Annotated in this window: 31 protein-coding genes; 14 read left to right on the top strand and 17 right to left on the bottom strand. The window is 66.4% G+C overall.

Annotated features, from left to right (window positions below; translation table 11 throughout):
* Positions 1-7: 7 nt before the first annotated feature.
* Together ACH0AE_RS12290 and ACH0AE_RS12285 are read left to right on the top strand one after the other, a co-directional pair.
* Positions 8-1,273: a dicarboxylate/amino acid:cation symporter gene (locus ACH0AE_RS12290; RefSeq protein WP_294444717.1), complete on the top strand. Its 1,266-nt coding sequence runs from the start codon at positions 8-10 to the stop codon at positions 1,271-1,273.
* On the top strand, positions 1,270-2,265 hold the full coding sequence (locus ACH0AE_RS12285; RefSeq protein WP_294444718.1) for an aldo/keto reductase: 996 nt from the start codon (positions 1,270-1,272) through the stop codon (positions 2,263-2,265). Before ACH0AE_RS12290 ends, ACH0AE_RS12285 begins: the two co-directional genes overlap by 4 nt.
* 101 nt (positions 2,266-2,366) lie before the next feature.
* On the opposite strand, the gene ACH0AE_RS12280 is transcribed toward ACH0AE_RS12285, so the two are convergent.
* Complete coding sequence (locus tag ACH0AE_RS12280; RefSeq protein WP_294444719.1) at positions 2,367-3,203, bottom strand: oxygenase MpaB family protein; 837 nt, start codon at positions 3,201-3,203, stop codon at positions 2,367-2,369.
* A gap of 16 nt (positions 3,204-3,219) precedes the next feature.
* Positions 3,220-3,726, bottom strand: coding sequence for a MucR family transcriptional regulator (locus ACH0AE_RS12275; RefSeq protein WP_294444720.1), 507 nt, complete (start codon positions 3,724-3,726; stop codon positions 3,220-3,222).
* A gap of 333 nt (positions 3,727-4,059) precedes the next feature.
* Between ACH0AE_RS12275 and ACH0AE_RS12270 the strand changes: the two genes are divergently transcribed.
* From ACH0AE_RS12270 to ACH0AE_RS12260, 3 genes are all read left to right on the top strand, one after another.
* Positions 4,060-4,971 (top strand): DMT family transporter, encoded by a 912-nt coding sequence (locus ACH0AE_RS12270; RefSeq protein WP_294444721.1) that lies wholly within the window; start codon positions 4,060-4,062, stop codon positions 4,969-4,971.
* The gene (locus ACH0AE_RS12265) at positions 4,968-5,447 is read left to right on the top strand and encodes a GNAT family N-acetyltransferase (RefSeq protein ID WP_294444722.1); all 480 of its coding nucleotides are present in this window, start codon (positions 4,968-4,970) and stop codon (positions 5,445-5,447) included. The genes ACH0AE_RS12270 and ACH0AE_RS12265 overlap by 4 nt, the downstream gene beginning before the upstream one ends.
* A 155-nt stretch (positions 5,448-5,602) precedes the next feature.
* Entirely contained in the window at positions 5,603-5,920 is a 318-nt protein-coding gene (locus ACH0AE_RS12260) for a multidrug efflux SMR transporter (protein WP_294444724.1), read from the top strand.
* A gap of 68 nt (positions 5,921-5,988) precedes the next feature.
* Here the strand turns inward: ACH0AE_RS12260 and ppa are convergent, their stop codons facing one another.
* The 3 genes from ppa to ACH0AE_RS12245 are packed head-to-tail and all read right to left on the bottom strand — an operon-like array spanning position 5,989 to position 9,204.
* Entirely contained in the window at positions 5,989-6,567 is a 579-nt protein-coding gene (gene ppa, locus ACH0AE_RS12255) for an inorganic diphosphatase (protein ID WP_406875766.1), read from the bottom strand.
* A gap of 42 nt (positions 6,568-6,609) precedes the next feature.
* A complete protein-coding gene (locus ACH0AE_RS12250; RefSeq protein ID WP_406875765.1) occupies positions 6,610-8,526 on the bottom strand; it encodes a M61 family metallopeptidase in 1,917 nt (638 codons plus the stop codon).
* A gap of 33 nt (positions 8,527-8,559) precedes the next feature.
* Positions 8,560-9,204: a DUF1345 domain-containing protein gene (locus ACH0AE_RS12245; RefSeq protein WP_294442784.1), complete on the bottom strand. Its 645-nt coding sequence runs from the start codon at positions 9,202-9,204 to the stop codon at positions 8,560-8,562.
* Between the two features lie 48 nt (positions 9,205-9,252).
* Here ACH0AE_RS12245 and hisS point away from each other — a divergent pair, with 48 nt between their 5' ends.
* From hisS to ACH0AE_RS12225, 4 genes are all read left to right on the top strand, one after another.
* Positions 9,253-10,503, top strand: a complete 1,251-nt coding sequence (gene hisS / locus ACH0AE_RS12240; protein ID WP_294442785.1) for a histidine--tRNA ligase — start codon at positions 9,253-9,255, stop codon at positions 10,501-10,503.
* Positions 10,500-11,573: a peptide chain release factor 1 gene (gene prfA, locus ACH0AE_RS12235; protein WP_294442786.1), complete on the top strand. Its 1,074-nt coding sequence runs from the start codon at positions 10,500-10,502 to the stop codon at positions 11,571-11,573. Before hisS ends, prfA begins: the two co-directional genes overlap by 4 nt.
* Positions 11,566-12,381: a peptide chain release factor N(5)-glutamine methyltransferase gene (prmC, locus tag ACH0AE_RS12230; protein ID WP_294442787.1), complete on the top strand. Its 816-nt coding sequence runs from the start codon at positions 11,566-11,568 to the stop codon at positions 12,379-12,381. The genes prfA and prmC overlap by 8 nt, the downstream gene beginning before the upstream one ends.
* 258 nt (positions 12,382-12,639) lie before the next feature.
* On the top strand, positions 12,640-13,506 hold the full coding sequence (locus ACH0AE_RS12225; RefSeq protein WP_294442788.1) for a DUF4167 domain-containing protein: 867 nt from the start codon (positions 12,640-12,642) through the stop codon (positions 13,504-13,506).
* An 81-nt stretch (positions 13,507-13,587) separates the two neighbouring features.
* On the opposite strand, the gene queA is transcribed toward ACH0AE_RS12225, so the two are convergent.
* The 3 genes from queA to ACH0AE_RS12210 all read right to left on the bottom strand — a co-directional run bounded on the left by queA (position 13,588) and on the right by ACH0AE_RS12210 (position 15,665).
* Complete coding sequence (gene queA / locus ACH0AE_RS12220; protein WP_294442853.1) at positions 13,588-14,613, bottom strand: tRNA preQ1(34) S-adenosylmethionine ribosyltransferase-isomerase QueA; 1,026 nt, start codon at positions 14,611-14,613, stop codon at positions 13,588-13,590.
* A gap of 75 nt (positions 14,614-14,688) precedes the next feature.
* Positions 14,689-15,459 (bottom strand): exodeoxyribonuclease III, encoded by a 771-nt coding sequence (gene xth / locus ACH0AE_RS12215; RefSeq protein WP_294442789.1) that lies wholly within the window; start codon positions 15,457-15,459, stop codon positions 14,689-14,691.
* 14 nt (positions 15,460-15,473) lie between these two features.
* On the bottom strand, positions 15,474-15,665 hold the full coding sequence (locus tag ACH0AE_RS12210; RefSeq protein ID WP_294442790.1) for a DUF3606 domain-containing protein: 192 nt from the start codon (positions 15,663-15,665) through the stop codon (positions 15,474-15,476).
* A gap of 137 nt (positions 15,666-15,802) precedes the next feature.
* On the opposite strand from ACH0AE_RS12210, the gene ACH0AE_RS12205 reads away from it, so the two are divergent.
* Positions 15,803-16,612, top strand: coding sequence for a SirB1 family protein (locus ACH0AE_RS12205; RefSeq protein WP_294442791.1), 810 nt, complete (start codon positions 15,803-15,805; stop codon positions 16,610-16,612).
* Between the two features lie 9 nt (positions 16,613-16,621).
* On the opposite strand, the gene ACH0AE_RS12200 is transcribed toward ACH0AE_RS12205, so the two are convergent.
* The gene (locus tag ACH0AE_RS12200; protein ID WP_294442792.1) at positions 16,622-17,395 is read right to left on the bottom strand and encodes an SDR family NAD(P)-dependent oxidoreductase; all 774 of its coding nucleotides are present in this window, start codon (positions 17,393-17,395) and stop codon (positions 16,622-16,624) included.
* A 168-nt stretch (positions 17,396-17,563) separates the two neighbouring features.
* On the opposite strand from ACH0AE_RS12200, the gene ACH0AE_RS12195 reads away from it, so the two are divergent.
* Positions 17,564-18,775 carry an MFS transporter gene (locus ACH0AE_RS12195; protein ID WP_294442793.1) on the top strand — a complete coding sequence of 404 codons (1,212 nt, stop codon included), beginning with the start codon at positions 17,564-17,566 and terminating at the stop codon, positions 18,773-18,775.
* A 10-nt stretch (positions 18,776-18,785) separates the two neighbouring features.
* On the opposite strand, the gene ACH0AE_RS12190 is transcribed toward ACH0AE_RS12195, so the two are convergent.
* Positions 18,786-19,607, bottom strand: a complete 822-nt coding sequence (locus ACH0AE_RS12190) for a glycoside hydrolase family 16 protein (protein WP_294442794.1) — start codon at positions 19,605-19,607, stop codon at positions 18,786-18,788.
* 1 nt (position 19,608) lies between these two features.
* Positions 19,609-19,902, bottom strand: a complete 294-nt coding sequence (locus ACH0AE_RS12185; RefSeq protein ID WP_294442795.1) for a 4a-hydroxytetrahydrobiopterin dehydratase — start codon at positions 19,900-19,902, stop codon at positions 19,609-19,611.
* Positions 19,903-19,963: 61 nt separating this feature from the next.
* Between ACH0AE_RS12185 and ACH0AE_RS12180 the strand changes: the two genes are divergently transcribed.
* From ACH0AE_RS12180 to ACH0AE_RS12170, 3 genes are read left to right on the top strand one after another with little or no spacing between them, the layout of a single operon-like run.
* Positions 19,964-20,374, top strand: coding sequence for a metallopeptidase family protein (locus ACH0AE_RS12180; protein ID WP_294442796.1), 411 nt, complete (start codon positions 19,964-19,966; stop codon positions 20,372-20,374).
* Positions 20,371-20,973 carry a heme ABC exporter ATP-binding protein CcmA gene (gene ccmA, locus ACH0AE_RS12175; RefSeq protein ID WP_294442797.1) on the top strand — a complete coding sequence of 201 codons (603 nt, stop codon included), beginning with the start codon at positions 20,371-20,373 and terminating at the stop codon, positions 20,971-20,973. The genes ACH0AE_RS12180 and ccmA overlap by 4 nt, the downstream gene beginning before the upstream one ends.
* Positions 20,970-21,605, top strand: coding sequence for a heme exporter protein CcmB (locus ACH0AE_RS12170; RefSeq protein WP_294442798.1), 636 nt, complete (start codon positions 20,970-20,972; stop codon positions 21,603-21,605). The genes ccmA and ACH0AE_RS12170 overlap by 4 nt, the downstream gene beginning before the upstream one ends.
* A gap of 9 nt (positions 21,606-21,614) precedes the next feature.
* Here the strand turns inward: ACH0AE_RS12170 and ACH0AE_RS12165 are convergent, their stop codons facing one another.
* The 6 genes from ACH0AE_RS12165 to fabI form a co-directional block, all read right to left on the bottom strand.
* On the bottom strand, positions 21,615-22,523 hold the full coding sequence (locus ACH0AE_RS12165) for a cell wall hydrolase (RefSeq protein WP_294442799.1): 909 nt from the start codon (positions 22,521-22,523) through the stop codon (positions 21,615-21,617).
* Positions 22,524-22,759: 236 nt separating this feature from the next.
* Positions 22,760-22,981, bottom strand: a complete 222-nt coding sequence (locus tag ACH0AE_RS12160) for a hypothetical protein (protein ID WP_294442800.1) — start codon at positions 22,979-22,981, stop codon at positions 22,760-22,762.
* A 454-nt stretch (positions 22,982-23,435) separates the two neighbouring features.
* A complete protein-coding gene (locus tag ACH0AE_RS12155) occupies positions 23,436-23,732 on the bottom strand; it encodes a hypothetical protein (RefSeq protein WP_406875764.1) in 297 nt (98 codons plus the stop codon).
* Positions 23,733-23,903: 171 nt separating this feature from the next.
* Positions 23,904-24,971: a chorismate synthase gene (gene aroC / locus ACH0AE_RS12150; RefSeq protein ID WP_294442802.1), complete on the bottom strand. Its 1,068-nt coding sequence runs from the start codon at positions 24,969-24,971 to the stop codon at positions 23,904-23,906.
* The gene (locus ACH0AE_RS12145; protein WP_294442803.1) at positions 24,968-25,492 is read right to left on the bottom strand and encodes a GNAT family N-acetyltransferase; all 525 of its coding nucleotides are present in this window, start codon (positions 25,490-25,492) and stop codon (positions 24,968-24,970) included. Before ACH0AE_RS12145 ends, aroC begins: the two co-directional genes overlap by 4 nt.
* A 5-nt stretch (positions 25,493-25,497) precedes the next feature.
* Positions 25,498-26,289 (bottom strand): enoyl-ACP reductase FabI, encoded by a 792-nt coding sequence (gene fabI, locus ACH0AE_RS12140; protein ID WP_406875763.1) that lies wholly within the window; start codon positions 26,287-26,289, stop codon positions 25,498-25,500.
* Positions 26,290-26,297: the final 8 nt, after the last annotated feature.

Here is a 26,297-nt window from a genome sequence, read left to right as displayed (position 1 = left end):
AGGCCTGATGTCTCAATCTACTCGTATTCTTCTGGCGCTGGTCGTGGGGCTGGTCGGCGGCATCATCCTTGCCGCCATTGCGCCCGCCGCGGTCGAGCCGACCGCCAGCGTCGCGCAGCCGATCGGCCAGGCATGGCTGAACGCGCTGCAGATGACGATCGTCCCGCTCGTCTTCTCGCTGCTGGTGACGGGTGTCGCGGCGACCGCGGAGGCGGCGCAGGCCGGCCGGCTCGCTGGCCGTGCGGTGCTGCTGTACGTCATGGTCATGTTCGGCTCGGCGCTGGCAGCGGGGCTGCTGACGCCCGTGTTCCTGGAGATCGCCCCGCTCCCCGCCGAGTCCGGCGCGGCGCTGCGCCAGGCGCTGACCGGCGTCGCGCCCAATCCGCCGGTGCCGCCGCTCGGCGAGTTCTTCGCCGGGATCGTGCCCAACAATGTCGTGCGCGCCGCGGCCGACAGCAATTTCCTCTCGATGATCATCTTCGCGCTGATCTTCGCCTTTGCGCTGATGCGCATCGATGCGGAGCTTCGCGCGCTTCTCGTGCACATGTTCACTGCCGTGCGCGATACGATGCTGGTGGTGATCGGCTGGATCCTGTGGATCGGCCCCGTGGGCGTTTTCGCGCTCGCGCTGGTCGTCGGCGCCCGCGCCGGCAGCGGCGCCTTCCACGCGCTCGTCCATTATATCCTGATCGTCTCGGCGGTCGGCGTGGTCGTGTCGCTGCTGGCGTACCCGACAGCGATGTTTGGCGGGCGGGTGTCGCTGGCCCGCTTCTCGCGCGCCGCCCTGCCGAGCCAGGCGGTCGCCGTCTCGACGCAATCTTCGCTGGCCAGCCTGCCGGCGATGCTGTCGAGCGCCCATTCGCTCGGCGTGCCGGTGGCGACGGCGGGCGTTACGCTGCCGCTCGCGGTCGCGCTGCTGCGCGCCACCGGCCCGGCGATGAACTTCGCGGTCGCCATCTATATCGCGCACTGGTTCGGCGTGCCGCTGACGTTCGGTACGATGGCGATCGGCACGCTGGTGGCTGCGTTGATGTCGCTCGGCGCGGTCAGCCTGCCGGGCACGGTCAGCTACATCAGCTCGGTCGCGCCGGTCTGCGCGGCGATTGGGGCGCCCACCGTGCCGCTGGGGCTGCTCGTCGCGGTCGAGACGATGCCCGACATTGTCCGCACGCTGGGCAACGTCATGTGGGACATTGCGACGACGGTGACGCTCGCGCGCGGTGAGCGGACGCCGACTGACGAGGCGGACATGATCCTGGAGGATTTGCCATGAAATACCGCACACTGGGTGATGGGCTGAAGGTTTCCGCGATCGGCATCGGCTGCATGCCGATGGCCAGCAAGGAAGGCGGCCGGCTCAACTATGGCGTGGCCAATGATGACGAAAGCATCGCCACCATTCACCGCGCGATCGATCTCGGCATTACCTTCTTCGACACGGCCGAGATCTATGGCCCGCTGTTCAACGAAGAACTGCTAGGCCGCGCGATCAGGGGCAAGCGCCACGGCCTCGTCATCGCCACCAAGTTCGGCTTCCTCGGCCCCAATGGAAACTATGGGATCAATTCGCAGCCTGCGAACATCCGCCGCGCCTGCGAAGGTTCGCTCCAGCGGCTCGGCATCGACACGATCGACCTCTATTACCAGCATCGCGTCGATCCGAACGTACCAATCGAGGACGTCGTCGGCACGCTGGCGGAGCTGAAGGCCGAAGGGAAGATCCGCCACATCGGCCTGTCCGAGGCTGGGGTCGGCACCATTCGCCGCGCCGCCGCGGTTCACCCGATCGCCGCGCTGCAGAGCGAATATTCGCTGTGGGAGCGGGACGTGGAGGAAGAAATCCTGCCCACCTGCCGCGAACTCGGCATCGGCTTCGTGCCCTACAGTCCGCTTGGCCGCGGCTTCCTCACCGGCTCGATCACCTCGCGCGACGAGCTGAAGGAGGGTGACTATCGCCTCAACGATCCGCGCTATGCTGAGGGCAATTTCGAGCGCAACATGGAAGCGGTGGCGGTGGTGAAGCGGATCGCCGACGCACACGGCGTCAGCGCCGCGCAGGTCGCGCTCGCCTGGCTGCTCGCGCAGGGCGAGGACGTGGTGCCGATCCCCGGATCGAAGCGCCGCGCGACGATGGAGGATTCGGCCAAGGCGCCCGAGGTGGTGCTGACCGTCGACGATCTCACCGCGCTCGACGCCGCCGCACCGCGCGGCGGCACCGCCGGCCCGCGGTATCACGAACCGATGCTGAAGATGGTGCGGATCTAAGGCCCCAGGCCGCCCCCTAATGATGCGTCACCCCGGCCCCTGGGTCGGGGTCCCGCTTCTTCCACTGGTCAGGAAAAGCAGCGCCCACCGCGCTCAAACACTCACCGCCGCTTCAACGCCCAGCGCAGCACGCCATTCATCCCCCGCGCACTCAGCCGAACCGCCGGGCGAGCGAGCGGGGAGGGCGCGCGCCCGTGCATCGTCGCGGCCCAGGCTGGCAGCAGATCCAGCCCCGCCGGCGCGATCACCGCCAGCGCCGAGCGCGTCAGTGGGTCCGGGCCGGAAGCCAGCAGCGCATTTGCCACGTCACGGGTGCGCACATCGCAGCGCAGCTCGCTGCGCACCTGTCGATAATAAGCTTCAACGTCACGCCGTGTTGCGGGCACGTCGGTGGCGCCCAGCCGGCGCGCGATGGTGGCGGTTTCCGACAGATAGCGGTCCTGGTCCTCGCCGGTCATCCCCGGCTCGCGATACCGCAGGAATGCGCGCAGGAAGCTGTCGACCTCGGCAACGTGAACCCAGGTCAGCAATTCCGGATCGTTCGCATCGTACGGCGTGCCATCCGGCAGCGTTCCGTGGACATGATCGTGGATCGACCGCACCTTGGCGATCGTGCGCTCGGCGGATTGCGTGCTGCCGAACGTGGTGACGGAAATGAACTGCGCGGTGCGGCGAAGCCGGCCGAACCGATCGCGTCGAAAGTCGCTGTGGTCCCACACGCCGGCCAGCGCGCGTGGATGAAGCATCTGTAGCAGCAGCGCGGAAACGCCGCCGATCATCATGGCCGAAAAGTCGGCATGGACTCGCCATGCGACGGAGCTCGGGCCGAAGAGGCCGTCATCGCCTGGGGGACGAGACAGGTCGACTTCGCCCGAGCCGACAAGCGCTCGGATCTTGCCGCCGAGCGCGGCTCGCAGATCGGGCACCAGTTCGGCCACCCGACCCGCTCGGTCTTTATTCGTCGCCGGCCGCTGCCGCCGCCGGCTTGCGCCCGCGCTTTGCACCGGTCTCGGCCGCTTCGGCGCCCTTGCGGGTCATGCCGGGCTTGCGGCCCAGGCCGATCTTCTTGGCCATCGCGCGGCGCGCTTCCGAATAGGTCTCGGCGACCATCGGATAATCCGGCTTCAGGCCGTAGCGCTGACGGTATTCGGCCGGGGTCAGGCCGTGGCCGGCAAGATGGCGGCGCAGCGTCTTGTAAGGCTTGCCGTCGATCATCGAAATGATGTGATCCTTAGAGGCAAGCGACTTGCGGACGGAAACCGCCGGCGAATATTCGCTGGCCGGCTCTTCGGACGTCACAGCCTGACCGGTGGTCGAAAGCTGGCTGACGGCCTCATGCATCTTCTGCAGGAAACCCGGCACCTCATCGCTGGACGCGCGGGTGTTAGGATTGGAAAGCCACGCGATCGTCAGTTCGGTGGCCAGCTCGACCGCATTTGTGTCAACGGTATCTTCGTTCATGCGAGGCTCCTTACGTTTTTGTCGCCATAGCAAGACAATTCCGCTGGTCAACCGCTTGGCCGGGATTCGTCAAAATTTTGTTCAGAAAGGAGTATCATGTTCTAAAATCTGAACCCGGTTTTATTTGGGGAGGGCTCAGAACAACTACTCGTTCATCTGGCGTTAACTGGTTTAGCACTGTTTAACGGTTTTCGCCTGACAACGGTGCCACAGCGCGAAAATCGCGCCGTAAGACTCCGTTTGGCGGCGCATTTCACGGCAGCGGTGCAGGTCCGTTCCTTGGCCCATGCACAGTATCTCGCCAGCGCCACCGAAGCCCGATAACGGGGACGGATGAGCGAGGCTGCACCCGACAGGACGATCTCGATCGGGGTAGCCTTTGCGGTCGCCGCGGGCGGAATCGGGCTGTTTTCCATCATGGATGCGGTGATGAAGGGACTGGTGCTCGCGCTCGGCGTCTACAACACCTTGCTGTGGCGCTCGTTCGGCAATGTCGCGCTCGGCGCGGCCGCCTGGCGCGTCGTGGGCTACCGCCGGCCCAGTCGCCGCGCGCTCACGCTCCACGTCACGCGCGGCGCCGTTACTTGCGCCATGGCACTTCTGTTCTTCTGGGGGCTGGCCCGTGTGCCGATGGCACAGGCAATTGCCTTGTCCTATATTGCGCCGCTGCTGGCGCTGATCCTTGCCGCCTGGTGGCTGAAGGAGCGGATTTCGCGCCGTACGATCATCGCCTCGATCGCGGCAAGCCTCGGTATCGCCACCATTTTTGTCGGCCAGGCACGTGCCGCGCTCGGCCCCGAAGCGTTCGAGGGAGCGATCGCGGTGCTCGCCTCGGCCGTGCTCTATGCGATCAATCTCATCCTCACGCGGATGCAGTCGCTGGCCGCCCGCCCGGCCGAAACGGCGTGCCTGCAATCACTGGTGATCCTCGTCCTGCTCGCCTGCGCCGCGCCGTGGCTGGCGGTCGTCCCGCCGCTCTCCGGGCTCGCGCCGCTTGCACTGGCCGCGCTGCTCAGCTTCGTGTCGATGATGATGCTCTCCTTCGCCTATACGCATGGCGAGGCGGGGTATCTGGCGATGACCGAGTACACCTCCTTCGTTTATGCCGCGGTGCTCGGTTTCCTGATCTTCGGGGAACGCGTGTCGCCCTTCACCCTCGTTGGCGCGGTCGTGATCGTCGCTGCCTGCGTCTATGCCGCGCGCCGCCGCGACATCGCTGCGCAAAGCCTGGAGCAAACCGCATGACCGTCACCATCCGCCCCGCGACACCCGATGACGCGGCGACCATGCTGCGCTTCATCCGCGAGCTTGCGGCCTACGAGCGGGAGCCGGACGCGGTGGAGACGACCGAGCCGATGCTGCGCGATGCGCTGTTCGGCGCTTCCCCGGCGGCCGAGGCGCTGATTGCGGAGCGCGACGGGGAGAGTATCGGCTTTGCCCTCTTCTTCCACACCTTCTCCACCTGGACGGGCCGGCGCGGCCTGTGGCTGGAGGATCTGTACGTGACGCCCGAGGCGCGCGGGTCGGGCGCCGGCGCGGCGCTGCTAAGGGCACTTGCGGGGCTGGCGCTGGACCGCGGTTGCCCGCGGCTGGAATGGACGGTGCTCGACTGGAACACGCCTGCGCTCGAATTCTATCGCGCCAAGGGCGCCGTCCCGCAGGACGAATGGACGACGCAGCGCGTCACCGGCGCCGCGCTGCAGGCGCTCGCCGGCCGCTGACCGCTTGCCCCGCAAGGGGTGATCCGAAGGTATTCCTGTCCTACAGGCCCCGCTCCGTGGCACAGCCGCGTTGTGCGGCAGGGAAGATCATCGGTGTTGGAGAAAAACGTGCGATCGCCTCAACTTCCTCAACATTCGCGGGCGGGCGAGCGCTGATGGCCTGGGTGTGGCTGGTCATCGGCGGCCTGTTCGAGGTCGGCTTCACCACCTGCCTTCGCCACGTCGAGGGGTTCCGCAACCTCGGCTGGACGGCCGGCTTCCTCGGCTCGGTGACGGCGTCGATGGCGCTGCTGGAATATGCCTCGCGCTCGATCTCGATGGGCACCGCTTACGCGGTGTGGGGCGGCATCGGCGCGCTGGGGACGGTGCTGGTGGGCATCGCCTTCTATGGCGAGCCGGCGACGCCGGTGCGCATCGCGCTGATCTTCGGCGTCGTGCTGTGCATCGCGGGGCTGAAGCTCACCGCGCATTGAGGTAAAGGCATTGAGGCAAGGGCCGCCCCTCCCGCACGGGGGAGGGGCGTTCCGTTCAGGTTCCGCTCTCAGCCGCGACCCGGCACGTCATGGTCGTGCGGCTCTTCGCCTTGCGCCTTGGCTTCGTTGTAGCGCTCGATCGCCTCGACCGTGATCTGCCGCGCCTCGTCAGCGCCGCCCCACTTGCCGATGCGGACCCACTTCTTCTTCTCCAGGTCCTTATAGTGGGTGAAGAAATGCTCGATCTGCTGGAAGACGATCTCAGGCAGATCGTCCTTCTCGCCGACGTTCGAGTAATAAGGGAAGGTCTGGTCGACCGGCACGCAAACGAGCTTCTCGTCGCCGCCCGCCTCGTCCTCGAGGTTCAGCACCGCGATCGGCCGCGCGCGCACGACGCAGCCCGGGATGAACGGCGAGCGCGACACGACCAGCGCGTCGAGCGGATCCCCGTCGGGCGACAGCGTGTGCGGCACGAAGCCGTAGTTTGCCGGATAGCGCATCGGCGTGTGCAGGATGCGATCGACGAACAGCGCACCGCTGGCCTTGTCGAACTCATACTTCACCGGCTCGCCACCGGTCGGCACTTCGATGATGACGTTCAGGCTGTGCGGCGGGTTGTCCCCCGTCGGCACCATATCGATGCGCATGTTATTCCTCTTTCACTTTAGCGATGATGATGCGCCGCAAGCTCACCTGGGCGACAGCAGGCGATCCAGTCCGGCTTCTCCCGAGCCAATCTTTTCGAGCCGCGGGTAGCGCAGCCCGCCGTGCCAGTCGAGCGCGACTTGCCGATAATGGTCGCCCTTACGCACCCACAACTGGATCGGTTGCGGGTTATCCTTTGCCGCGGCGATCGCAGACTTCATCCGCTCGTCCGAATAGCCAAGGCCATTCACCGACACGATCGTCGTGCCGATCGTCAACCCTGCGTCGAAGGCCGGCGATCCCCAGGTGACGGACGTAACCTCGTTGTTCGCGCCAACGACGAAGCCGCCGGAATAGGTGAGGTCGGTCACCTTGCGCGTCTTCTCGCCATGCCGGAACGACGGCGGTGCCTCGGCGGTATAGACCAGCCGATAGCCGTTGCCTTCGAAGCCGTTGAGCGGTGCACCCTTGCCATGCTCGGTCAGCCGCTCGGTCAGCAGTGTGCGCCAGTCATACGGCTGGATTTTGTTCAGCGTCGCGACGACATCGTCGAACGTATAGGTCAGCACGCCCCAGTCGCCGTCGCGCACGCCGAAGAAGGCCTTGGCGAAATCGTCGATCGACTTCTTGCCGGCCGAAAGCTCGCGCAGCTTGGCGTCCACTTCCAGCCAGACGAGCAGGCCCTCGTTGTAATAATCCTCGCTCCGCTGCCAGCTCGTCCAACCCTTGGGCTTGCGTGCCGAGATGATCGGATCGTTGGTGGTGTCGATGAGGTCGCGCCACTGCCGCGCCGGCTGGCCGTCATAAAGCGCGGCGATCGCGGCCAGCTGGTCCAGCGTGTCCTGCTTCGAAACGAGGCCCGATCGCGCCTGGAGCACATAGCCCCAGAATTGCGTCTGCCCTTCATACACCCACAGCAGCGAATTGCGCACCGGCGTGCGGAAATCGGGCGTCCAGGAATCCGCCCCGCGGCGGAACTTGCCGTTCCAGCTGTGGGTGAATTCGTGCGGCAGCAGGTTGCGCCGCCCCGGCCCCTCGTTCCAGCGGGTGAAGTAGCCCGGCGTCACGCCGTTCTCGCTCGACCGGTGATGTTCGAGGCCGATCCCGCCCAGGCTGTCGCTGATCGACAGGAGGAACGTGTACTTGTCGTAATGCTGGCTGCCGAACGCCTTTACGGCCTGTTCCACCAGCCGCTTGTGCGCATCGATCTGCGCCGGCGTCGCGGCCAGTTCGGCCGGCGTATCGGCATATACGGCCAGCGACACGCGCGGCGTCAACGCGAAGGTCTTGCCGTAACGCCCCGCCAGGATCGGCGAATCGACCAGCACCTCGTAATTGGTGCGATCGTAGGAATAGGTCGATCCGTTCACCTTGGCGGGAACGGCGCCCGATGCGGTCCACCCGGCAGGGTATTTCACCGTCATCTTCACCGGGATCTGCCGGGTGAACCAGCCGGCCGGATAAAGGCTGACGGAGTTCGGCTGCAGGCTCAGCATCTCCTGCGTCATTGCCACGCGGCCCTGGTCGGGCTTCGTCGCGGAGATGAACTCGAAGCGCGCCTCGATCGATTTGGCGCCCTGCGGCACGTCGATGTGAAAGGCGAACACGTCGACCGGGTCGCGAGTCCACGGTAGCTTCTTGCCGTCAGCGGTGATGACGAGGCCGGACAATTTCTCGATCTCGCCGCGCGGACCGTGCTTGCCAGGCAGCCACGCCGGGTACAGCAGCACCATCGGCCCGGCCTTCGCCACGGGGATGGTCTCGGTCACGCGGAAGATGCCGCGCGTCACGTCGGTCGCATCCACGTCCAGCACGATCGTGCCGGGATAGGGCTGGTCCACCGGATCGGGGATGCTGGTGGTGAACGGGGCCGGCTTCGGTGCGGAATTGCCAGCGGGATTCTGTGCCGAAACGACGGCAGCGGAAGCGAGCAGGACGCTCGCGATAACAGGACGGATCATGGAAAGCCTCGCTAGCGTCCAACGCCGCGAAGCTCAATTGCCCAGCATGTTGATCGTGAAGGCGACGACGCCAAGGTTGAAGACGAAGGCGGCGAGCCCGTGCCCGATCGCCACGCGCCGCATCGAGCGGGACTGGATCGCCACGTCCGCCGTCTGGAACGTCATGCCCAGCGTGAAGGCGAAATAGATGAAGTCCCAATAGTCCGGCGCATCCCCGGTAGGAAAGTCCAGCCCCTCGGCGTCCTTGCCCTGATCCTGGGTGTAGAACAGATGGGCGTAGTGCAGCGCATAAGCGGTGTTCGAGAACAGCCACGTCGCCGCCAGCGTCGCGATGATCAGCGCCTTGTCGCTGCCGGCGTGCTCGCCGCCGAGTTCACTCGCCACCGCGGCCAGGATCACTGCCGTCACCAGCGCGGTCAGCACCAGCAACGCTGATCGATTGGCGTCATTCTCCTCCGCCGTTCGCCGCATGTCGGCGGTCTTGTCATCGAGCAGCGGCCACAGCGAGAGAAGGAACAGCGCGCTCGCCGTGTCGAAACCGATCATCAGCGCGCGGCCGGCCGGGGCACCCGCCAGCGCGGCAACGGTGACGGCAACGATCATCAGGACGGCAAACGCCACGAAGCGCGGAGGAGCGATGGTCTTGCCGACCTGCCACTGGCTGCGCGCCCTTGCCATGTTTCAGGTGCTAGCGCGCCGCGCAAGCCGCGCCTAGATGCGGCCGTGATGGCCCGTATCCAGACTCCCAACCGCGTCCGCGGCACGCAGGACATTTTCGGCAGCGAACAGCGTCGCTTCGCCCATGTGCTCGATACCTTCGATCGCGTGCGCAAGCTCTATTGCTTCCAGCGTGTCGAGATCCCGATGTTCGAGGCGACGGAAGTCTTCGCCCGCTCGATCGGCGAGACGACCGACGTCGTGTCGAAGGAAATGTACACCTTCCCCGATCGCGGCGGCGATTCGCTGACGCTGCGACCGGAGTTCACCGCCGGGATTGCCCGCGCTTATCTGACCGAAGGGTGGCAGCAGTTCGCGCCGCTGAAGGTCGCGACCTCGGGCGCGGTATTCCGCTACGAGCGTCCGCAGAAGGGGCGCTATCGCCAGTTCCACCAGATCGACGCCGAAATCCTCGGCGCGCCCGAGCCGGCGGCTGACGTCGAGCTGCTGACGCTCGCGGATCAGCTGCTCCATGAACTCGGCATCGCCGACGGCGTGACGCTTCAGCTCAATACCTTGGGCGATGCGGAAACCCGCGACGCCTGGCGTGCCGCGCTGGTGGCGCATTTCGAGGCGCATCGCGGCGACCTGTCGGAGGACAGCCTTACGCGGCTCGAGAAGAATCCGATGCGCATCCTCGATTCCAAGGATCCGCGCGATCGCCCGATCGCCGACGCCGCGCCGGGGATCGACGATTTCCTGACCGAAGAGGCCCGCGCCTTCTTCGATGCGGTGACCGCCGGGCTCGATGCGGCGGGCGTGAAGTGGACCCGCAACGACCGCCTCGTCCGCGGCCTCGATTACTATCGCCACACCGCGTTCGAGTTCGTCACCGATCGTCTCGGCGCGCAGGGCACGGTGCTGGCCGGCGGGCGCTACGATGGCCTCATCGAAAGCCTTGGTGGCCAGCCGACCGCAGGCGTTGGCTGGGCAGCTGGCGTCGAGCGGCTGGCAATGCTGCTGGAGGAGCCGGAATTCGCTGGCCCGGTCAACGTGATCGCTGAGAGCGCGGGGCTTGAGCTTCTGGCGACCGCTGCGGTCGCGGCGCTGCGCCGCGGCGGCGTTGCGGCCGAAGCAACGATCGAGGGTAGCCCGCGCAAGCGCTTCGACAAGGCGCTGAAGCGCAAGCCGTCGCAGACGATGAGCCTGTCGCTGCGGGATGGCGCGCTTCAGGCGTCGCAGCGCGGCTATGGCGCCGGGCAGGACGAGATCGATCAGGTGCGCGCCATCGTCGATCCGGTGATCGCGACGCATCAATGACCGCCATCTCGCTTGACCGCATCCGACAGATCGAGGCGCGGCGTGACGAGCTCGCCGCGCTGATGGCGACCGGCGACTTGCCGGGCGATCGCTTCGTTGCGGTTTCCAAGGAATATGCCGAGCTGGAGCCCGTCGCGCAGGCGGCGGCGGAGGTGCGGCGTCTGCGGCAGGAGGCGGAAAGCCTCGCGCACATGACCGGCGACGGCGATGCCGAGCTTCGGGCGATGGCCGAGGACGAGCTGCGCGAGAACAAGGTCGCGCTGGAGGCGGCGGACCGCAAGCTCGCGCTGGCGCTGCTGCCGCGCGATGCGGCGGATGAACGCTCGGCGATGCTCGAAGTGCGCGCCGGCACTGGCGGTGACGAGGCCGCGCTGTTCGCCGGGGACCTCTTCCGCATGTACCAGCGCTATGCGGAGCGTCAGGGGTGGCGGGTCGAGCTGATCTCCGCCTCGGAAAGCGACGCCGGCGGCTACAAGGAAGTGGTCGCCTCGGTCACCGGCACCGGCGTGTTCGCGAAGCTGAAGTTCGAAAGCGGCGTCCACCGCGTGCAGCGCGTGCCCGTCACCGAAAGCGGGGGGCGGATCCACACCTCCGCCGCCACCGTCGCGGTGCTGCCGGAGGCGGAGGATGTCGACGTGCAGATCGACGACAAGGATCTGCGCATCGACATCTATCGCTCGTCCGGCCCCGGCGGCCAGTCGGTCAACACCACCGATTCCGCGGTGCGCATCGTCCACATCCCCACGGGGCTGACGGTTATCCAGCAGGACGAGAAGTCGCAGCACAAGAACAAGGCGAAGGCGCTGAAGGTGCTGCGCACGCGCCTCTACGAGATGGAGCGCGAGCGGCTTCATGCGGAGCGTGCCGGCGCGCGCAAGTCGATGGTGGGCAGCGGTGACCGCTCCGAACGCATCCGCACTTACAACTTCCCGCAGGGCCGCGTGACCGATCATCGCATCAACCTGACGCTGCACCGCCTGCCCGAGATCCTTGCCGGCGACATGGACGAGCTGATCGGCGCGCTGATCGCGGAGGATGAGGCGGAGCGGCTGGCCACGCTCGATGGCTAACGCTCGGGCCGCGCTCAACGCCGCGGCGGCGCGCTTCGCTTTCTCAGAAACGCCCCGGCTCGATGCCGAACTGCTGCTCGCCTGTGCGCTCGGCATCACGCGCGAACGCCTGCTGCTGACGCTTGCCGATCAGCCTGTGCCGCCCACCTTCGCAGCGCTGGTCGAGCGGCGGGCGGCGCACGAGCCCGTCGCCTATATCACCGGCACGCGCGCCTTCTGGACGATCGATCTCGACGTGGCGCCCGGCGTCCTCATCCCGCGTGCCGACAGCGAGACGCTGATCGAGGCTGCGGTCAATCATTTCGCGGGCACGGCAGGGCCGCGGCGCGTGCTCGATCTCGGCACCGGCTCGGGCGCGCTGCTGCTCGCCGCGCTCGATCAATGGCCGGATGCGACCGGCGTCGGGATCGACGCGTCGCCGCGCGCGCTGGAGATCGCCTCGCGCAATGTCGCCCGCATCGCGCCTGGCCGCGCCGTCATCGTTGCCGGCGGTTGGGAAGGGACGGGGGAAGCGTTCGATCTCGTGCTGTGCAACCCGCCCTATATCGAGGACGGCGCGGCGCTGCCGCCGGAAGTCTCCCGCTATGAACCCTCCAGCGCGCTTTATGCCGGCGCCGACGGCCTCGACGATTACCGCCGCCTCGCCCCGCTGCTAGGTGCGCAGATCGCGCCGGGCGGGGTCGCCTGTATCGAGATCGGCGCGACACAGGCGGCGGCGGTCAGCGCGTTGTTTGCCGCGGCGGGATTGGCTGTACATTCGCGACCGGATCTTGCCGGTCGTGACCGTTGCTTGACCATTGCCGCTTGAAACGCGCCATTTGAGTACAATATTTCCCTTTGAGAAACCGTGTTCACCCGCTATGGCGAAGGCAGGGGCACGCAAAATCAACATAATCCGTTGAATTTGGGCGATTTGCCCACCCTTCGTCATCAGCCGCTGCAGTCCGGCGGCCGGGACAGGCCTTGGAGGAGAAGCGCCGCGCGCGCTCTTCGCCCGGGGCGGGGAATGTTGCACCGATTATCCCGGGAGCATGGCCGGTTTAGGTTTGAGGACGAGGACAGTAATTTGATCAACAACCGTCAGAACGGCCGCCGTCGTGGTCGTGGTGGGCAGCAGCGGCCTCAGGGCGGAGGCGGCCAGGGTTCGCGTGATAGTGGCAATCGGATCGACAGCCGCGCACGGGGCAACGCCAGCCAATTGTACGAAAAGTACAAGAACATGGCATCGGATGCGCAGCGCCAAGGCGATCGCGTCACGACCGAGTATTACCTGCAATTCGCCGATCATTATTTCCGCGTGATGGCGGATCAGCGTGGCCGCTACGAAGAGCAGCAGCCCCGCCGGCAGCAGCCTGATTTCGACAGCGACGACGAGTTCGGTGACGAGGGCGAGCCGATCCGCGCCGAGGAGCAGAGCCGTGGCGGTGACGAGCGCGGTGAGCGCGACGGCAACCGCCAGGGCGACAATGGCCGCCAGCAGGAGGGCTACCGGCAGCGTGACGACCGCCGGCCGCGCGCCGACGACAACCGTCAGCGCGATGACAATCGCCAGCGTGACGAGCAGGGCGGGCGCCAGCGCTACGGCAATGGACGTCCGGCAGAACCCCGCGTGGCCGAGACCGCGATTGCCAGCGAGCAGCGGGACGGCCGGACCGGTGCCGCTGAGAGCGACGCTACTCAGGCCCAGCCGTTTGCCCCGACCATGGCGCAGGAAGGCGAGCCGGCGCGCGGCGAGATGATGAACGAGGCGGCTGCCGCACCCAAGCGCCGTGGGCGCCCGCGTAAGGTGGCGCCGGAAGCAGGCGAGCAACTCGGGCTTGATTCCAGCGTCCTCCCGCCGTCGATTGGTGTGAGCGACGCGGGTGAACAGGGGGCGGCACCCAAGCCGCGTCGTCGCCGTACGCCGGCGCCGGTGGAAGTGGCATCGAGCTGATCCGTCCGCTTCTTACAGCCTGAACCGCATAACGGCCGGCGTTCCCAGGTGGAGCGCCGGCCGTTCTCATGAAATGCCGCCTCAAGGCAGCAGCAATGATGCGTCGCCGTAGGAATAAAAGCGGTAACGCTGGGCAATCGCATGCGCATAGGCCGCCTGCATCCGGTCGAGCCCCATCAGCGCCGATACCAGCATGAACAGGGTTGATCGCGGCAAGTGGAAGTTGGTCAGAAGGCCGTCGATGCCGCGGAAGCGGTAGCCGGGGGTGATGAAGATGGAGGTATCGCCTTCAAACGGCTGGACGACGCCGTCCTCGTTCGTCGCGCTCTCGATCAGGCGAAGCGATGTGGTGCCGACGGCGACGATCCGCCCGCCGGCCGCGCGCACTGCGTTGAGACGTTCGGCTGTCACGGCGTCGATGCGGCCCCATTCAGCATGCATGGCATGATCCGCGGTGTCGTTTGCCTTGACCGGAAGGAAGGTGCCGGCGCCGACGTGAAGCGTCAGCGTAGCGTGGCCGATGCCCGCCTGATCAAGCGCAGCCATTAGCGCGGGCGTGAAGTGAAGTGCTGCGGTCGGCGCGGCGACGGCGCCGGCTTCTCGCGCGAACATCGTCTGGTAATCGTCGGCGTCGCGTTCATCGGTGGGGCGCTTCGCAGCGATATACGGCGGCAGCGGCATGCGTCCGGCGCGTTCCAGCAGCAGTTCGACCGGTTCCTCCCCCGCGAATTCGAGGGCGAAGCTGCCATCGGCCGCGCGATCCCCCGCCACCGCGCTGACACCATTGTCGAAATCGATCTCGTCACCGTCACGGAGCCGCTTCGCGTTGCGGACGAACGCGCGCCAACGGCGAGGCCCCTCGCGCTTGTGTAACGTCGCGCCGACCCGCGCGTTGCCGCGCGTGCCCTCCAGCTGGGCGGGGATCACGCGCGTATCGTTGAAAACCAGCAGATCGCCGGCGCGCAGCTGTGACGGCAGATCGGTCATGACGCGGTCAATCGTGGCCGAGCCGTCGAGCACCAAGAGGCGCGCCGCATCACGCGGCTGGGCAGGGCGAAGGGCGATCCGGTCGGTCGGGAGGTCGAAGTCGAACAAATCGACGTTCATCGCGGTGGCAGGCTCATATTGTGGCAGGGCGCCTGCCGTTAGCAGCATGCCGCCGTTTCCGCGAGGTTCAACCCGCTAGCTAAGCTCCATCCATGTCGGGGCGTGGTCGCTGGTCTTTTCCCAGCTGCGCACATGGCGATCGACGCCGGCGGCCTTCAGGCGCGGTGCAATCGCGGGGCTGAGCAGCAAGTGATCGATGCGCAGGCCTGCGTCGCGCGCGAACGCATTCCGGAAGTAATCCCAGAAGGTGTAGATGCGCTCGGCCGGGTGGAGATGGCGCACTGCGTCCGTCCACCCCTGCGCCAGCAACTTCGCGTATCGCGACCGGACGTCCGGCACGAACAGCGCGTCCTGCGTCCAGCGCTCCGGCTTGTACACGTCCAACTCGGTCGGCATCACGTTGAAATCGCCGGCGAGCACGACCGATGCGCCGGAGCCCAGCAACTCCTTTGCATGATCGACCAGGCGATCGAACCATTCGAGTTTATAGTCGAACTTTGGCCCTGGCCGCGGGTTTCCGTTGGGCATGTAGAGCCCGGCGATGATGATGCCGTTGACTGCCGCCTCGATATAGCGGCTCTGGGTCGGGTCGGGATCCTCCGGCAGGCCCCGGCGCGTTTCGTGGATCGACCCCACGCGCGAGAGGATGGCGACTCCATTCCAGCTTTTCTGGCCGTGCCACAGCGCTTGATAGCCCGCGGCGTTGATCGCTGCGGCGGGGAAACGCTCGTCGGGCGCCTTCAGCTCCTGAAGGACGACGATGTCCGGAGCCGCCTCCTCCAGCCACCGCAGCAGGACGGGTAGGCGACCGTTGACGCCGTTTACGTTGTAGGTCGCGATCTTCACGTGGGCTGCCGCGATCAGCCGACCTTGGTCAATTCTTCGGCAGCGGCATCCAGCTTCGCGCGATCATTGCCGACCTCGTCGATCAGCTTGCGGGCGACTTCCTGCGACAGCCCATGCTTGCCGGCAAAATAGGCCAGTTCATAGCCTTCGCCAGCGGCCACGGTTCGCCGGTCAGCGGCGCCCCGCTTGCTCTTGTCATCGGACATCGTTCTTCTCCTTTTGCCAGAATGAATCCACATGGCGGCCGTGAGTTCCTGCCGTGTAGGGGCCGTGCCGCCGCAACCTGCGTCAACGTCATTAGGGGTGGCCGGGAACTCGTCGGGGCGGCACACGTCTGCCCATCATGGAAGACGCGATTGCTCATCTTGGGCTGCTCGACGACGAAGCGATCCTGCTCGATGCCGACGCCCTGAAACTGGCCAAGCTCGATCACCCGGACGTATCGCTGACGCCTTACGTCGATCTGCTCACGGAGATGACGGAGCGACTGGTCATCACGGGCGGGGACGCGGAGACGGCGGCGCATCGTGCCGCGATCCTCGCTCAGGTGATTGCCGACGAATATGGCTTCATTGGGGATTCGGAGAGCTACGATGATCCGGACAATGCCGATCTGATCCGTGTCATTGATCGTCGGCGCGGCCTGCCGGTCAGCCTGTCGATCCTCTATGTCGCGGCGGCGCGGCGGCTCAGCTGGGCTGCGGATGTGCTGAACACGCCCGGCCATGTCCTGCTGAGGATCGGCTCGGGCGTGGAGTCGGTGCTGGTGGATGCCTTCGCTGGTGGCGTCATCGTCGACCCGGATCACCTCTCTGCCCTGCTTGAACGCGCGCTTGGCCCCGGCGTGAGCCCGACGAGCGAGCATCTGGCGGCGATGACGAACCGGGCGGTGCTGGTGCGCCTGCTGATGAACCAGGCAACGCGCGCGGAGGGGGCAGGCAATCTGGAGCGCGCCCTGACGGTCTATCGGCGCATCACCACAATCGCCCCGTCCTACGGCCATGGCTGGTGGGAGCGGGCGCGGCTGGAGTTGCTGCGCGGGAACGTCGCCGATGCGCGCTCCAGCCTCAGCGCAATGCTGGAGATGACGCGCGAGCCGAGCCTGCGCGCTCACATCTTCGCCGCACTGGACGCGCTATCTCACCGTATGTGAGGCAGCGCGCTAACGATCCTGACCACCGTCGACCGGAATCACCGCGCCGGTGACGAAGCTTGCCATCGGACTTAGGAGGAAGGAAGCGACGCGGCCGATCTCCTCCGGTCGTCCGAAGCGGTTCATCGGCACCTCGCGCTTGATCCAGCGGAGCCAGGTTTCCGACCGTGGGCCGTTGGCACGTTCCTCCCATTCGCCGCCCGGGAAAATGATGTTGCCGGGCGCGATTGCGTTGACGCGCACGCCAGACGGCCCGGCGATGACCGCCAATTCCTTCGACAGATGGTTCATCGCTGCCTTCGCGGTGCCGTAGGTGAGCGGTGTGCCCTTCGCGGCCAGCCCGGCGATCGAGCTGATCATCAGTACTGCGCCTTCCTGCCGCTGGGTCATGCCGCGTAGTGCCGCGCGGGCAAGGAAGAAGGCGGAATCGAGGTTCTGGGCGAAGCCGCCGCGCCACGTGGCGTCATCGACGTCGAAGCCCGGTGGGCAGGGGTGGAGTCCGACATTGGCGACCGCACCCCAGAGAGGCCCAAAAGCCGCTTCAGCGTCCGCCAGGGCTTCGTCGATCGTGGCGGAAAGCGTCATGTCGCCGGCGAAGCTGCGGATGCTGTCGGCACCATAGCGGTTCGCCAGATCGGCGTGGGTGGCCGCCAGTGCCTCCGCGCCCCGAGCGGTGATCGCAACGCGGGCGCCTTCGGTCATGCACGCCTCCACGATCCCGAGCCCGATGCCGCGGCTGCCCCCGGCGACGAAAATTGCCTTTCCGGCGAGCTGCAGGTCCATCCTCTTTCCCCTTCGTCTCGTTCGTTCACACAGCGATCGCCTGCGATGTCGGCGCTGTCCAGCCTTACCCGCGCGGTCGTCGTGTCCTCCGCTAGCACCGAGCGCCAAATTGCTTGTGTTCGGAGGCGGTTGTCGAACCTGCCCGGCGGGCGCACAACAAGGCAGTTCATGCCAGCTTCCCCCGCCCGTATCAGCCAAGACCGACATCGGTCGACGGGCTTTCTGCTACTCTATGCGCTGGCCTACACCGGCGGTGTCGTCGCTTATCTTCCGCTGCTCACGCTCCTCCTGCCGCTCAAGATCGAGGCGCTCGCCGGAGAGGCACGGATCGGGGTGTTCAGCGCGACGATCATTGCCGGCGCGTTGGCCGCGAGCGGTGCGAACGTGCTGTTCGGCTGGCTGAGCGACCGCAGCGTGGCGCGGGGACAAGGCCGGCGAAGGTGGCTGTGCTTCGGGCTGATCGCGACCGTCCTGTCCTATGCCGCTGTCGCCGCTGCGGCGTCTTCGGCAGCGATCATCCTCGCGGTAACGCTGTTCCAGGTGGCGGTGAACGCCATGCTCGCCCCGCTTCTTGCGATCATGGCCGACGAAGTGCCTGACGCGCAAAAGGGCGTGGCAGGAGGACTGCTCGCCGCCGCGGTGCCGGTTGCGTCCGGCGTTTCGGCGGCACTTGTCGGTATGCGTCTGCTGCCGGAGGCGGAACGGCTGACGATTGTGGCGGCGGCCGTATTCGTCTGTGTGACCCCGCTGCTGGCGACACGAGCGCGCAAGGCCATCGTTTCCGCGCCGCAGCCGACCGAGATGGAGCAGCGTCGGCGGGATTTGGTCGTCACCTGGGCGGCGCGGCTCTTGGCGCAAGTGGCGGGCAACGCGCTGTCGCTTTACCTGCTCTATTATTTCGAGAGCATCGTGCCGGACGCTGAGCCGGAAGATCTTGCGCCGCGCGTCGGGCATCTCCTGACGATCGTCTACGTCCTGTCGCTGCCGGCCGCTGTGGCTGCCGGCCGGATGTCGGATCATTTCGGCCGGCGCAAGCCGACGCTGGTGGCTGGCGCGTCGCTGGCGTCGGTCGGCCTGGTGATGATGGCATTCGCGGCAGACTGGCGGTGGGCGGCGCTGGGCTTTGCCGCTTATGCGATCGGGTCGGCAGTGTTCCTGACGCTTCACGCTGCGTTCGCGATGCAATTGCTGCCGGATCCCGCGCACCGCGGGCGAGATCTTGGCCTGCTCAACCTCACCAACACTTTGCCCGCGTTGCTCGGCCCGCTGCTGACCTGGTCACTCGCGACGCCGCAGGACTTCGGGGCCGTGCTGCTGACGCTGGCGCTGCTGACCTTTGCCGGTGGCGCCGCCATGACGAGCGTCCGCAGCCGGCGCTGAAGATCAGTCGTTATTTGCGCTGCCAGTAGCGAACGTAGTCCACGGTCATCCGCTGCGGGAAGGCGGCGGCGTCTACGCCTTGCTTTCCGCCCCAGTCACCGCCCACGGCTAAGTTGAGGATCAGATCGTAAGGCTTGGTGAACGGCCATGCGGCCTTGCCACCGGGCTGATCATTGACGACGCGCATGACCGCGCGGTCGTCGATGCCGATGGTGATCGTGTCCGGTTGCCAATCCAGCTGGTACCGGTGGAACGCCGTGCACGCGTCCGGCACGGTGCGTTGCGCGCCGCGTTGCGTCCCCTTCGCATGGTTGAAGGCATCGGTGTGAAGCGTCGCGTGGATCACGTTGGGGTCCCAGCCGACCATCTCCATCACATCTATCTCGCCGCCGCCCGGCCATTTGTCGCCGATCGGAAGCAGCCAGATCGCCGGCCAGCTGCCGCGCCCGCATGGCAGCTTCGCGCGTACTTCGTAGAAGCCGTAGCCGTGCCGCTGCTGCGTCACGAGCTTCGCTGAGGTGTACCGCTGGCCACCGGTATCGGGAAACTGCGCCTTGTCCGCTACTTCGGCATGCGCCTCGATTACCAGATGGCCGTCCTCGATCCGGGCATTCTTCGGACGATCGGCCGAGTAATATTGAAGTTCGTTGTTGAACCAGCCCTTGGCGTTGAACGCGGTGTCGTAGCGCCATTTGCTCTTGTCGATGGCCGGGCCTTCGAACTCATCGGCGAAGCTGGGCGTTGCTACGGGCGCCTTCATCGGTGCGTCGGCGGCGTAGTTGGTGGCACCAAGCGTCGCCGCCTGCAGCGCGAGCGTGAGGAAGATCCCCATGTCAGCCGTCGAGGATCGAATCGATTGCGCCGGCGAGATCGATATCGCGTTCGGACAAGCCGCCCGCGTCGTGCGTCGTCAGTGTGATTTCGACCCGGTTCCAGACATTGGTCCACTCCGGGTGGTGGTCGGCCTTTTCGGCGATCAGCGCGACCTGCGTCATGAAGCCGAATGCCTCGGCGAAATCGGTGAAGACGATGGTCCGCGTGATCGCGTCTCGCCCTTCGTCATAGTCCCAGTCCGGCAGGCTATCGAGCGCATCGGCGCGTTCCGCCTCGCTCAGCTGATCTACCATCGCGCGCTCCCCTTCAGACAAGCTTGTCCTGTGTGAAGCTCAACGCCTATGGCCAAAGGCGATGAGCGGACAAGACCTTCCGGGCGAACCGCCCTCGCTCGATGCGATCGAGCGCCATGCGCGGCATGTCATCGAGCGGCTTCCGGCGGAATTTCGCGCGCATCTCGGCGACGTCGTTCTGATCGTCGAGGAAGAAGCAGATGCGGAGACGCTCGCGAACCTTGGGATTGAGCATCCGCTTGACCTGAGCGGTGTATATCATGGCCGCCCGATCGGTGACAAATCCGCCTTTGAGTCCGGCGCGCTTCCCGATCGCATACACCTCTATCGCCAGGCGATCCTCGCCGAATGGTGCGAGACCGGCGTGCGGCTCGATGATTTGGTGGCGCACGTGACGATCCACGAGATCGGCCACCACTTCGGCCTCAGCGATGACGACATGCACGCGCTCGAGGACGCGGTGGGCGATTGAGCGGGGGGCTCGACGTACGCGATCTTGCCTGTCGGCGCAGCGGGCGCCTGCTGTTCGATCACGTCAGCTTCTCGCTGGCCGCCGGAGATGCGCTGATCATCAGCGGGCCGAATGGCTGCGGCAAATCGAGCCTCTTGCGTGTGATCGCCGGCCTGTTGCTGCCGTTCGCTGGCGATGTAACGGCGAGCGGCAGCATCGCTTTGATGGGCGAGGCGAGCGCTCTCGACAATGATCGGCTGCTCGCCGCGGCGCTACATTTCTGGGCGACGTTCGACGCGGCTGATGACCCCCGCAAACGGGTGGCGAAGGCACTTGCCGATGTGGGGCTGTCCGCGCTTGCCGATGTGCCCGTCAGGCTGTTGTCGACCGGGCAGCGGCGGCGGGCGGCACTGGCGCGGGTGATCGCTGGCGGCGCTGCGATCTGGTTGCTGGATGAACCCGCCACAGGGCTTGATGCGGGATCGATCCAGCTGCTGGAGGCGGCGATCGCAGCGCATCGCGCGAGGGGCGGAATTGCCATCGTCGCGACGCATCAGCCGATCGCCTCACCCGGCGCGCAGGCGGTCGATCTCAGCCACTTTGCGTCGGTGGACGCATGATCGCGCTCGTACGGCGCGAGGTTCGGCGGGGCTACGCGGGCGGCGGCGCGACGTTGATCGTCAGCTTTTTCCTTCTCGTCTCGGTGCTGTTCCCGTTCGCGATCGGGCCGGATGCCCGCGTGCTGGCGCGGGTCGGTGGCGGCGTGATTTGGGCAGCGGCCCTGCTAGCCGCGCTTCTGCCGGTGGAGCGTCTGATCGGGCCGGATCTGGACGCAGGCGTGTTCGACCAGCTGGTCGTGCGTCGCCACTCGCTCGTTGCGGCTGCAGCGGCGAAGATGATGGGCCATTGGCTGGTCTTTGCGCCGCCGGTGATGATGGCCGCATTGGTGTCCGCGGCGCTGCTGGGGATCGATAGCGCCACGTTGCTTGCGGTCGAGGCGGGCCTTCTGATCGGGACACCCGGGCTGGCCGCGTTGGCCGTAGCGACCGCAGCACTGACGGCGGGGTTGCGCGGTGCCGGCGCCGTAGCGGGGCTGGTGATGCTGCCGCTCGCCATTCCCTTGCTGATCTTCGGCGCTGGGGCGATCGATGGTGGCGGAGGCAGCCTGAAGTTGCTGGGTGCGGTGAGCCTGCTGCTGGTGGTCGGCGCGCCGATCGTCGCCGCTGCCGCGATCCGCATCGGGATGGAATAGGGCTAAGCCCTAGCGTAGCGGCTTGCCGGCATCCTTCCAGCGATCAAGCACTTGCGATTCCGGCAGCTTGTTCTGCGACGGTGTAACGAGTGCCGTGCCGCTATCCTCATGCTCGGGGCGCACCTGCGGCGCAGGGGCCGCGGCTGGAACCACCCGGACGGGATGAGAGATAGCGATGATTGGGGAAATGGAGGCCGGCGCGGCCGGCCCTGCCAAAGGTTCGCGTCCCACATAACGTTGGGGGAAGGCGAGCGGCGTGCCCCAGAATCCCTTCCAGCGATGGAAGAAGTGGGCGCCAATCGCGTCGGTCATCACCAGCGTGCGGTTCCACGCCGGTGTGACCGCGTAGGTATGGTAATGGGTGGCGAGCCCGACAGGCGAAAAGACATACCCGCTTAGCGCAGTGGCCGCGATCCGCGCGGCCCGCGCCCAGCCGGCGCGCGAGGGAATACGCGCCGATGCGCCATCGCAAGCAAAGCTGAACTGGCAGCCGGTGCCCCGGTGCGCGCCCTGATAGACGACGCCGCACACGGTGGACGGAAAGGCGGGGTGCCGAACGCGGTTGAGCACGACCTGCGCCACCGCCCGCTGGCCATCGTCGGGTTCGGAAGCGGCCTCATAATAAATAGCCGCGGTCAGGCACTCGGTGGCACGCGCGCGATCGAGCGGGTTGATACCCCGTATCGAGAACGGCAGCGCTGGTGTGACACCCGCGCTGGTAGTGAAAGCTAGTGCGCTGCCGTCGACCGGTTCGGGCGGTAATTCAGCGGTCCCGGTGACGCCTCGTCCCGGGGACGCGATCTGCGCCGCCCAGTTCGCATCCTTCGAGTTCGAGACCACGCCAGCTGACGTCTGGCCCCCACGCTGCGCCGATAGAAGCGAAGGCAAGGTGGCAATGACCGGCAGGCCGATGATCATGACGATCGGCGTCGCGACGGCCGCTGCTCGCGCCCAGGCGCGTCGCTGCCATCGCCGCCGCGCGAGGCGCAGGGCGGCGCGCTCGCTGGGATGCAGCGCGACGGTGCTCATCGACGATCCATGACCATGCCGAAGCGGGCCTGTAATGGATCAGCGTAGCTTTTTCGTTGCCAAAGTTGCTGCCGTCTCGCGGCGGCACAGATCGAGGTTAACGAGGCCGGAGCCGGGCCAGGCCGTTACTTCGGCTCGTTCGGCGGCGGAGAAGCCGAATCGTCGAGCATGTTGTCGGCGGAATTCATGCTGTCTTCGGCCGGTGGCGACGCGGGCGTGTCGCCCGGCCCGCCGACGTGGGCGATGATCATGTTGTTGCTCGTCTGCATCCCGGGGTTGCCGACCTGGGCAATCGCGGCGGTCGACAAAGCGAGGATCGCGATACTGCCGGCGGTGGCAATGCGCATGATGGCACTCCTTTGTCTTAGCGTGGTGGGAGAGGCTGGGCCGATGGCGCTGGCGGCGAGGCCACGCCGGATCCGATACGTTGCACGCCGGCAGGACCATCATTCAGCGTCGAGGCTGGCGGAAGCGATGCGCGTGCAGCGTCGCGTCCCTGCTGCTCCGCCCGTTCACGTTCCGCCTGCGAGAGGCTGTCGCGCGTCGCAGAGCTGCTAGGCGGCGGCGGGACCGCGGGGTCCAGGGCGTTCGGTTCAAGGCGCCGTGACAGGCTGTCGGCGAGTTGCGCCGAGGCTGGCGCCCCAATGAAGGCGGTACTGAAGAGAATAGCGGCGAAACGCATTGGATCGCTCCTCGGCTCTCTTCGAAGACGCACCCGTCGGTGGCGGGTTCCCCGGACTATATGCGGAAAGGCCCGACAGCTGAACTGCCGGGCCTTCCTGACCTATCGGTCTAGTCCGATTACCCCTGCGGCGGGGTCGTCGGCGTCGTCGTGGACGGATCGGTCGGGCTGGTCGTTGCCGACGGATCAGTCGTCGTCGTGCCGCTGTTCGGGCTCATCGTGTCGCTCGTGGAAGGCGAGGTGCGATCCGTGCGGCTGCTCGACGAGTCCGTCGTGGTCGATGACGGATCAGTGCTCGACTGCGGATCTGCCGACTGGGTCGTCGAAGGGGTGGTGGACTGGCCACCGGCGCTCTGGGCGATCGCAGCACCCGGAAGGACCAGGGCAGCAGCAGCCATCAGCATAAAGGGCTTCATGGGATATCTCCTATGTGTTTTCCCGTGACCCCATAATAACCGATCAAAACCGCAAAGGTTCATCGGCCGAACCTGCAAATGGCTCGCTTTACCATACGGTTTATCCCCAATCGGGAGATTCCCTATGCTTTTCTGATCTGGGTTAACCCTGTTCGTCGCCTGTGCGACGACTCAGCCACATTGCGCGCGGTGCAGCAGATATTGATCGGCGAGCACGAGAGCTACCATCGCCTCGACAACAGGCACGCCGCGGATGCCGACGCACGGGTCGTGGCGCCCCTTCGTCGCTATTTCGGTGGGCATTCCCGTGCGCGAAATGGTGGGAACTGGCGTCAGAATGGAACTGGTTGGTTTGAAAGCGACACGAATGCGCAGCGGTTGGCCGGTAGAAATACCGCCAGTGACACCGCCGGCATGATTTGCGAGGAATTCCGGCCCGTTTTCGCCCGGCCGCATCGGATCGGCATTCTCTTCGCCCGACAGCGCTGCGGCGGCGAAGCCGTCGCCGATCTCAACACCCTTCACCGCATTGATCGACATGGCCGCGGCAGCAAGCTCGCTGTCGAGCTTGGCATAAAGCGGTGCGCCCCAGCCGGCAGGAACGCCGGTGGCCTCGCAGGCGACGACCGCGCCAAGCGATGAACCGGCCTTGCGGGCAGCATCGACCTTCGCTTCCCAGCGCAGCGCGGCGGCAGGATCGGGGCAGAAGAACGGGTTGGTGTCGATCACGGCATCGTCGAACGCAGCGTAATCGATCGTGTCGCCGCCGATCGCCTCGACCCAGGCGCGGATGCGCACCGCGGGGATCACCGCCCGCGCGATCGCGCCAGCCGCCACCCGCGCCGCCGTCTCGCGCGCGGACGAGCGCCCGCCGCCGCGATAATCGCGGAAGCCGTACTTCGTGTCATAGGCGTAATCGGCATGGCCGGGTCGATAAGCCACAGCAACGTCGGAATAGTCCTTCGAGCGCTGGTCCACATTCTCGATCATCAGGCTGATCGGCGTGCCGGTGGTGCGACCCTCGAAAACGCCGGAGAGGATGCGGACCTGATCCGGCTCGCGGCGCTGGGTGGTGAAGCGCGAGGTGCCGGGGCGCCGCTTGTCGAGCCACGGCTGGATGTCGGCCTCGCTGAGCGTGATGCCCGGGGGGCAGCCGTCGACCACCGCGCCGAGCGCCGGCCCGTGCGATTCGCCCCAGGTGGTGAAGCGGAAGACGCGCCCGAAAGTATTCCAGCTCATGACGTTCCCAGTCGCGCGAAGGCGGGTGCGTGATGGGCAGCCTCGCGTACCCCGCATGGGACCAGGCCGCCCTGCAGCGGCAGCGCCATGAATGCGTCGCCCGCATAAGGAGAGGTGAAGTTGCGCGCGACCGCGGCATCATAGCCGAAGCGGCCGTAGAATTGAGGATCGCCGAGGACGAAGCTCAGCACCACGCCGGCAGCCTCCAGCCGTTCATGCGCGCTGGCGACCAGCGCCTCGGCCACATCCTGGCGGCGATAGCGCGCGGCGACGGCGAGCGGCGCCAGCGCGACGGCAGGCACCGACCGGCCATTCACCGTCACGTCCATGCGGCTGAACACGATCGTGCCGGCAAGATCCCCGCCGTCCTCGTCATCCGCCACCAGCGTCAGCACCATGTCGCCCGCAAGGCACAGTTCGCGCACGAGATCCGCTTCCTCCGGCGCGGGGAAGCTCGCGCGCAGCAGGGCGTCGATACGGGGCACGTCGGCCGCCGCTGCCGGACGAATCGCAATGGCCACGAGGATCAGACCAGCGCGATATCCGGCGCGTCTTCCGCCTTCATGCCGATGACATTGTAGCCCGCGTCGACGTGATGGATCTCCCCCGTCACGCCGCTGGCGAGATCGCTGAGGAGATACAGGCCGGCGCCGCCGACCTCGTCGATCGTGACGTTGCGCTTGAGCGGCGAATTCAGTTCGTTCCACTTCAGGATGAGGCGGAAATCGCCGATGCCGCTGGCGGCGAGCGTCTTGATCGGGCCGGCGGAGATCGCGTTGACCCGGATATTGTCGCGCCCGAGATCGACCGACATGTACTGCACGCTCGTCTCAAGTGCCGCCTTGGCGAGACCCATCACGTTGTAATGCGGGATGACCTTTTCCGCGCCGTAGTAGCTCAACGTCAGCAGGCTGCCGCCGTTCGGCATCATCTTCGCGGCGCGCTGCGCCACGGCGACGAACGAATAGACGCTGATGTTCATCGTCATCAGGAAGTTGCCGAGGCTGGTATCGACGAAGCGGCCGCGCAACTCGTTCTTGTCGGAGAAGCCGATGGCGTGGACCACGAAGTCGATCGTCGGCCAGGTCTCTGCGAGTTTGGCGAACGTATCGTCGAGCGCGCCCATGTCGCTGACGTCGCAATCGAACAGGTGCGAGCTTCCCAGCTGCTCGGCGAGCGGGCGAACGCGCTTCTCCATCGCCTCGCCCTGATAGCTGAACGCGAGCTCGGCGCCTGCTTCGGAAAGCTTCTTGGCGATGCCCCAGGCGAGGGACTTGTCGTTCGCGAGGCCCATGATGAGACCGCGCTTGCCTGCCATCAATGAAT

This window comes from Sphingomonas sp. 179-A 2A2 NHS, from assembly GCF_045371305.1.
Taxonomy (GTDB): domain Bacteria; phylum Pseudomonadota; class Alphaproteobacteria; order Sphingomonadales; family Sphingomonadaceae; genus Sphingomonas.
The sequence above is the reverse complement of the archived record's forward strand: the minus strand, read 5'-3'. Positions and strand labels throughout refer to the sequence as shown.

What these genes read in the sequence shown, in the direction of transcription:
- ACH0AE_RS12160 (WP_294442800.1), bottom strand. Translation starts at nt 22,981, where the DNA reads ATGCGCATTGCCACCGCCGGCAGTATCGCGATCCTCGCTTTGTCGACC.
- hisS (WP_294442785.1), top strand. Translation starts at nt 9,253, where the DNA reads ATGGCCCGTATCCAGACTCCCAACCGCGTCCGCGGCACGCAGGACATT.
- queA (WP_294442853.1), bottom strand. Translation starts at nt 14,613, where the DNA reads ATGAACGTCGATTTGTTCGACTTCGACCTCCCGACCGACCGGATCGCC.
- ACH0AE_RS12275 (WP_294444720.1), bottom strand. Translation starts at nt 3,726, where the DNA reads ATGAACGAAGATACCGTTGACACAAATGCGGTCGAGCTGGCCACCGAA.
- fabI (WP_406875763.1), bottom strand. Translation starts at nt 26,289, where the DNA reads ATGGCAGGCAAGCGCGGTCTCATCATGGGCCTCGCGAACGACAAGTCC.
- ACH0AE_RS12200 (WP_294442792.1), bottom strand. Translation starts at nt 17,395, where the DNA reads ATGGACCTGCAGCTCGCCGGAAAGGCAATTTTCGTCGCCGGGGGCAGC.
- prmC (WP_294442787.1), top strand. Translation starts at nt 11,566, where the DNA reads ATGGCTAACGCTCGGGCCGCGCTCAACGCCGCGGCGGCGCGCTTCGCT.
- ppa (WP_406875766.1), bottom strand. Translation starts at nt 6,567, where the DNA reads ATGCGCATCGATATGGTGCCGACGGGGGACAACCCGCCGCACAGCCTG.
- ACH0AE_RS12195 (WP_294442793.1), top strand. Translation starts at nt 17,564, where the DNA reads ATGCCAGCTTCCCCCGCCCGTATCAGCCAAGACCGACATCGGTCGACG.
- ACH0AE_RS12260 (WP_294444724.1), top strand. Translation starts at nt 5,603, where the DNA reads ATGGCCTGGGTGTGGCTGGTCATCGGCGGCCTGTTCGAGGTCGGCTTC.
- ACH0AE_RS12245 (WP_294442784.1), bottom strand. Translation starts at nt 9,204, where the DNA reads ATGGCAAGGGCGCGCAGCCAGTGGCAGGTCGGCAAGACCATCGCTCCT.
- ACH0AE_RS12205 (WP_294442791.1), top strand. Translation starts at nt 15,803, where the DNA reads ATGGAAGACGCGATTGCTCATCTTGGGCTGCTCGACGACGAAGCGATC.
- ACH0AE_RS12285 (WP_294444718.1), top strand. Translation starts at nt 1,270, where the DNA reads ATGAAATACCGCACACTGGGTGATGGGCTGAAGGTTTCCGCGATCGGC.
- ACH0AE_RS12270 (WP_294444721.1), top strand. Translation starts at nt 4,060, where the DNA reads ATGAGCGAGGCTGCACCCGACAGGACGATCTCGATCGGGGTAGCCTTT.
- ACH0AE_RS12180 (WP_294442796.1), top strand. Translation starts at nt 19,964, where the DNA reads ATGAGCGGACAAGACCTTCCGGGCGAACCGCCCTCGCTCGATGCGATC.
- ACH0AE_RS12250 (WP_406875765.1), bottom strand. Translation starts at nt 8,526, where the DNA reads ATGATCCGTCCTGTTATCGCGAGCGTCCTGCTCGCTTCCGCTGCCGTC.
- ACH0AE_RS12155 (WP_406875764.1), bottom strand. Translation starts at nt 23,732, where the DNA reads ATGAAGCCCTTTATGCTGATGGCTGCTGCTGCCCTGGTCCTTCCGGGT.
- ACH0AE_RS12190 (WP_294442794.1), bottom strand. Translation starts at nt 19,607, where the DNA reads ATGGGGATCTTCCTCACGCTCGCGCTGCAGGCGGCGACGCTTGGTGCC.
- aroC (WP_294442802.1), bottom strand. Translation starts at nt 24,971, where the DNA reads ATGAGCTGGAATACTTTCGGGCGCGTCTTCCGCTTCACCACCTGGGGC.
- ACH0AE_RS12170 (WP_294442798.1), top strand. Translation starts at nt 20,970, where the DNA reads ATGATCGCGCTCGTACGGCGCGAGGTTCGGCGGGGCTACGCGGGCGGC.
- ACH0AE_RS12265 (WP_294444722.1), top strand. Translation starts at nt 4,968, where the DNA reads ATGACCGTCACCATCCGCCCCGCGACACCCGATGACGCGGCGACCATG.
- ACH0AE_RS12210 (WP_294442790.1), bottom strand. Translation starts at nt 15,665, where the DNA reads ATGTCCGATGACAAGAGCAAGCGGGGCGCCGCTGACCGGCGAACCGTG.
- ACH0AE_RS12290 (WP_294444717.1), top strand. Translation starts at nt 8, where the DNA reads ATGTCTCAATCTACTCGTATTCTTCTGGCGCTGGTCGTGGGGCTGGTC.
- ACH0AE_RS12165 (WP_294442799.1), bottom strand. Translation starts at nt 22,523, where the DNA reads ATGATCATCGGCCTGCCGGTCATTGCCACCTTGCCTTCGCTTCTATCG.
- ACH0AE_RS12185 (WP_294442795.1), bottom strand. Translation starts at nt 19,902, where the DNA reads ATGGTAGATCAGCTGAGCGAGGCGGAACGCGCCGATGCGCTCGATAGC.
- prfA (WP_294442786.1), top strand. Translation starts at nt 10,500, where the DNA reads ATGACCGCCATCTCGCTTGACCGCATCCGACAGATCGAGGCGCGGCGT.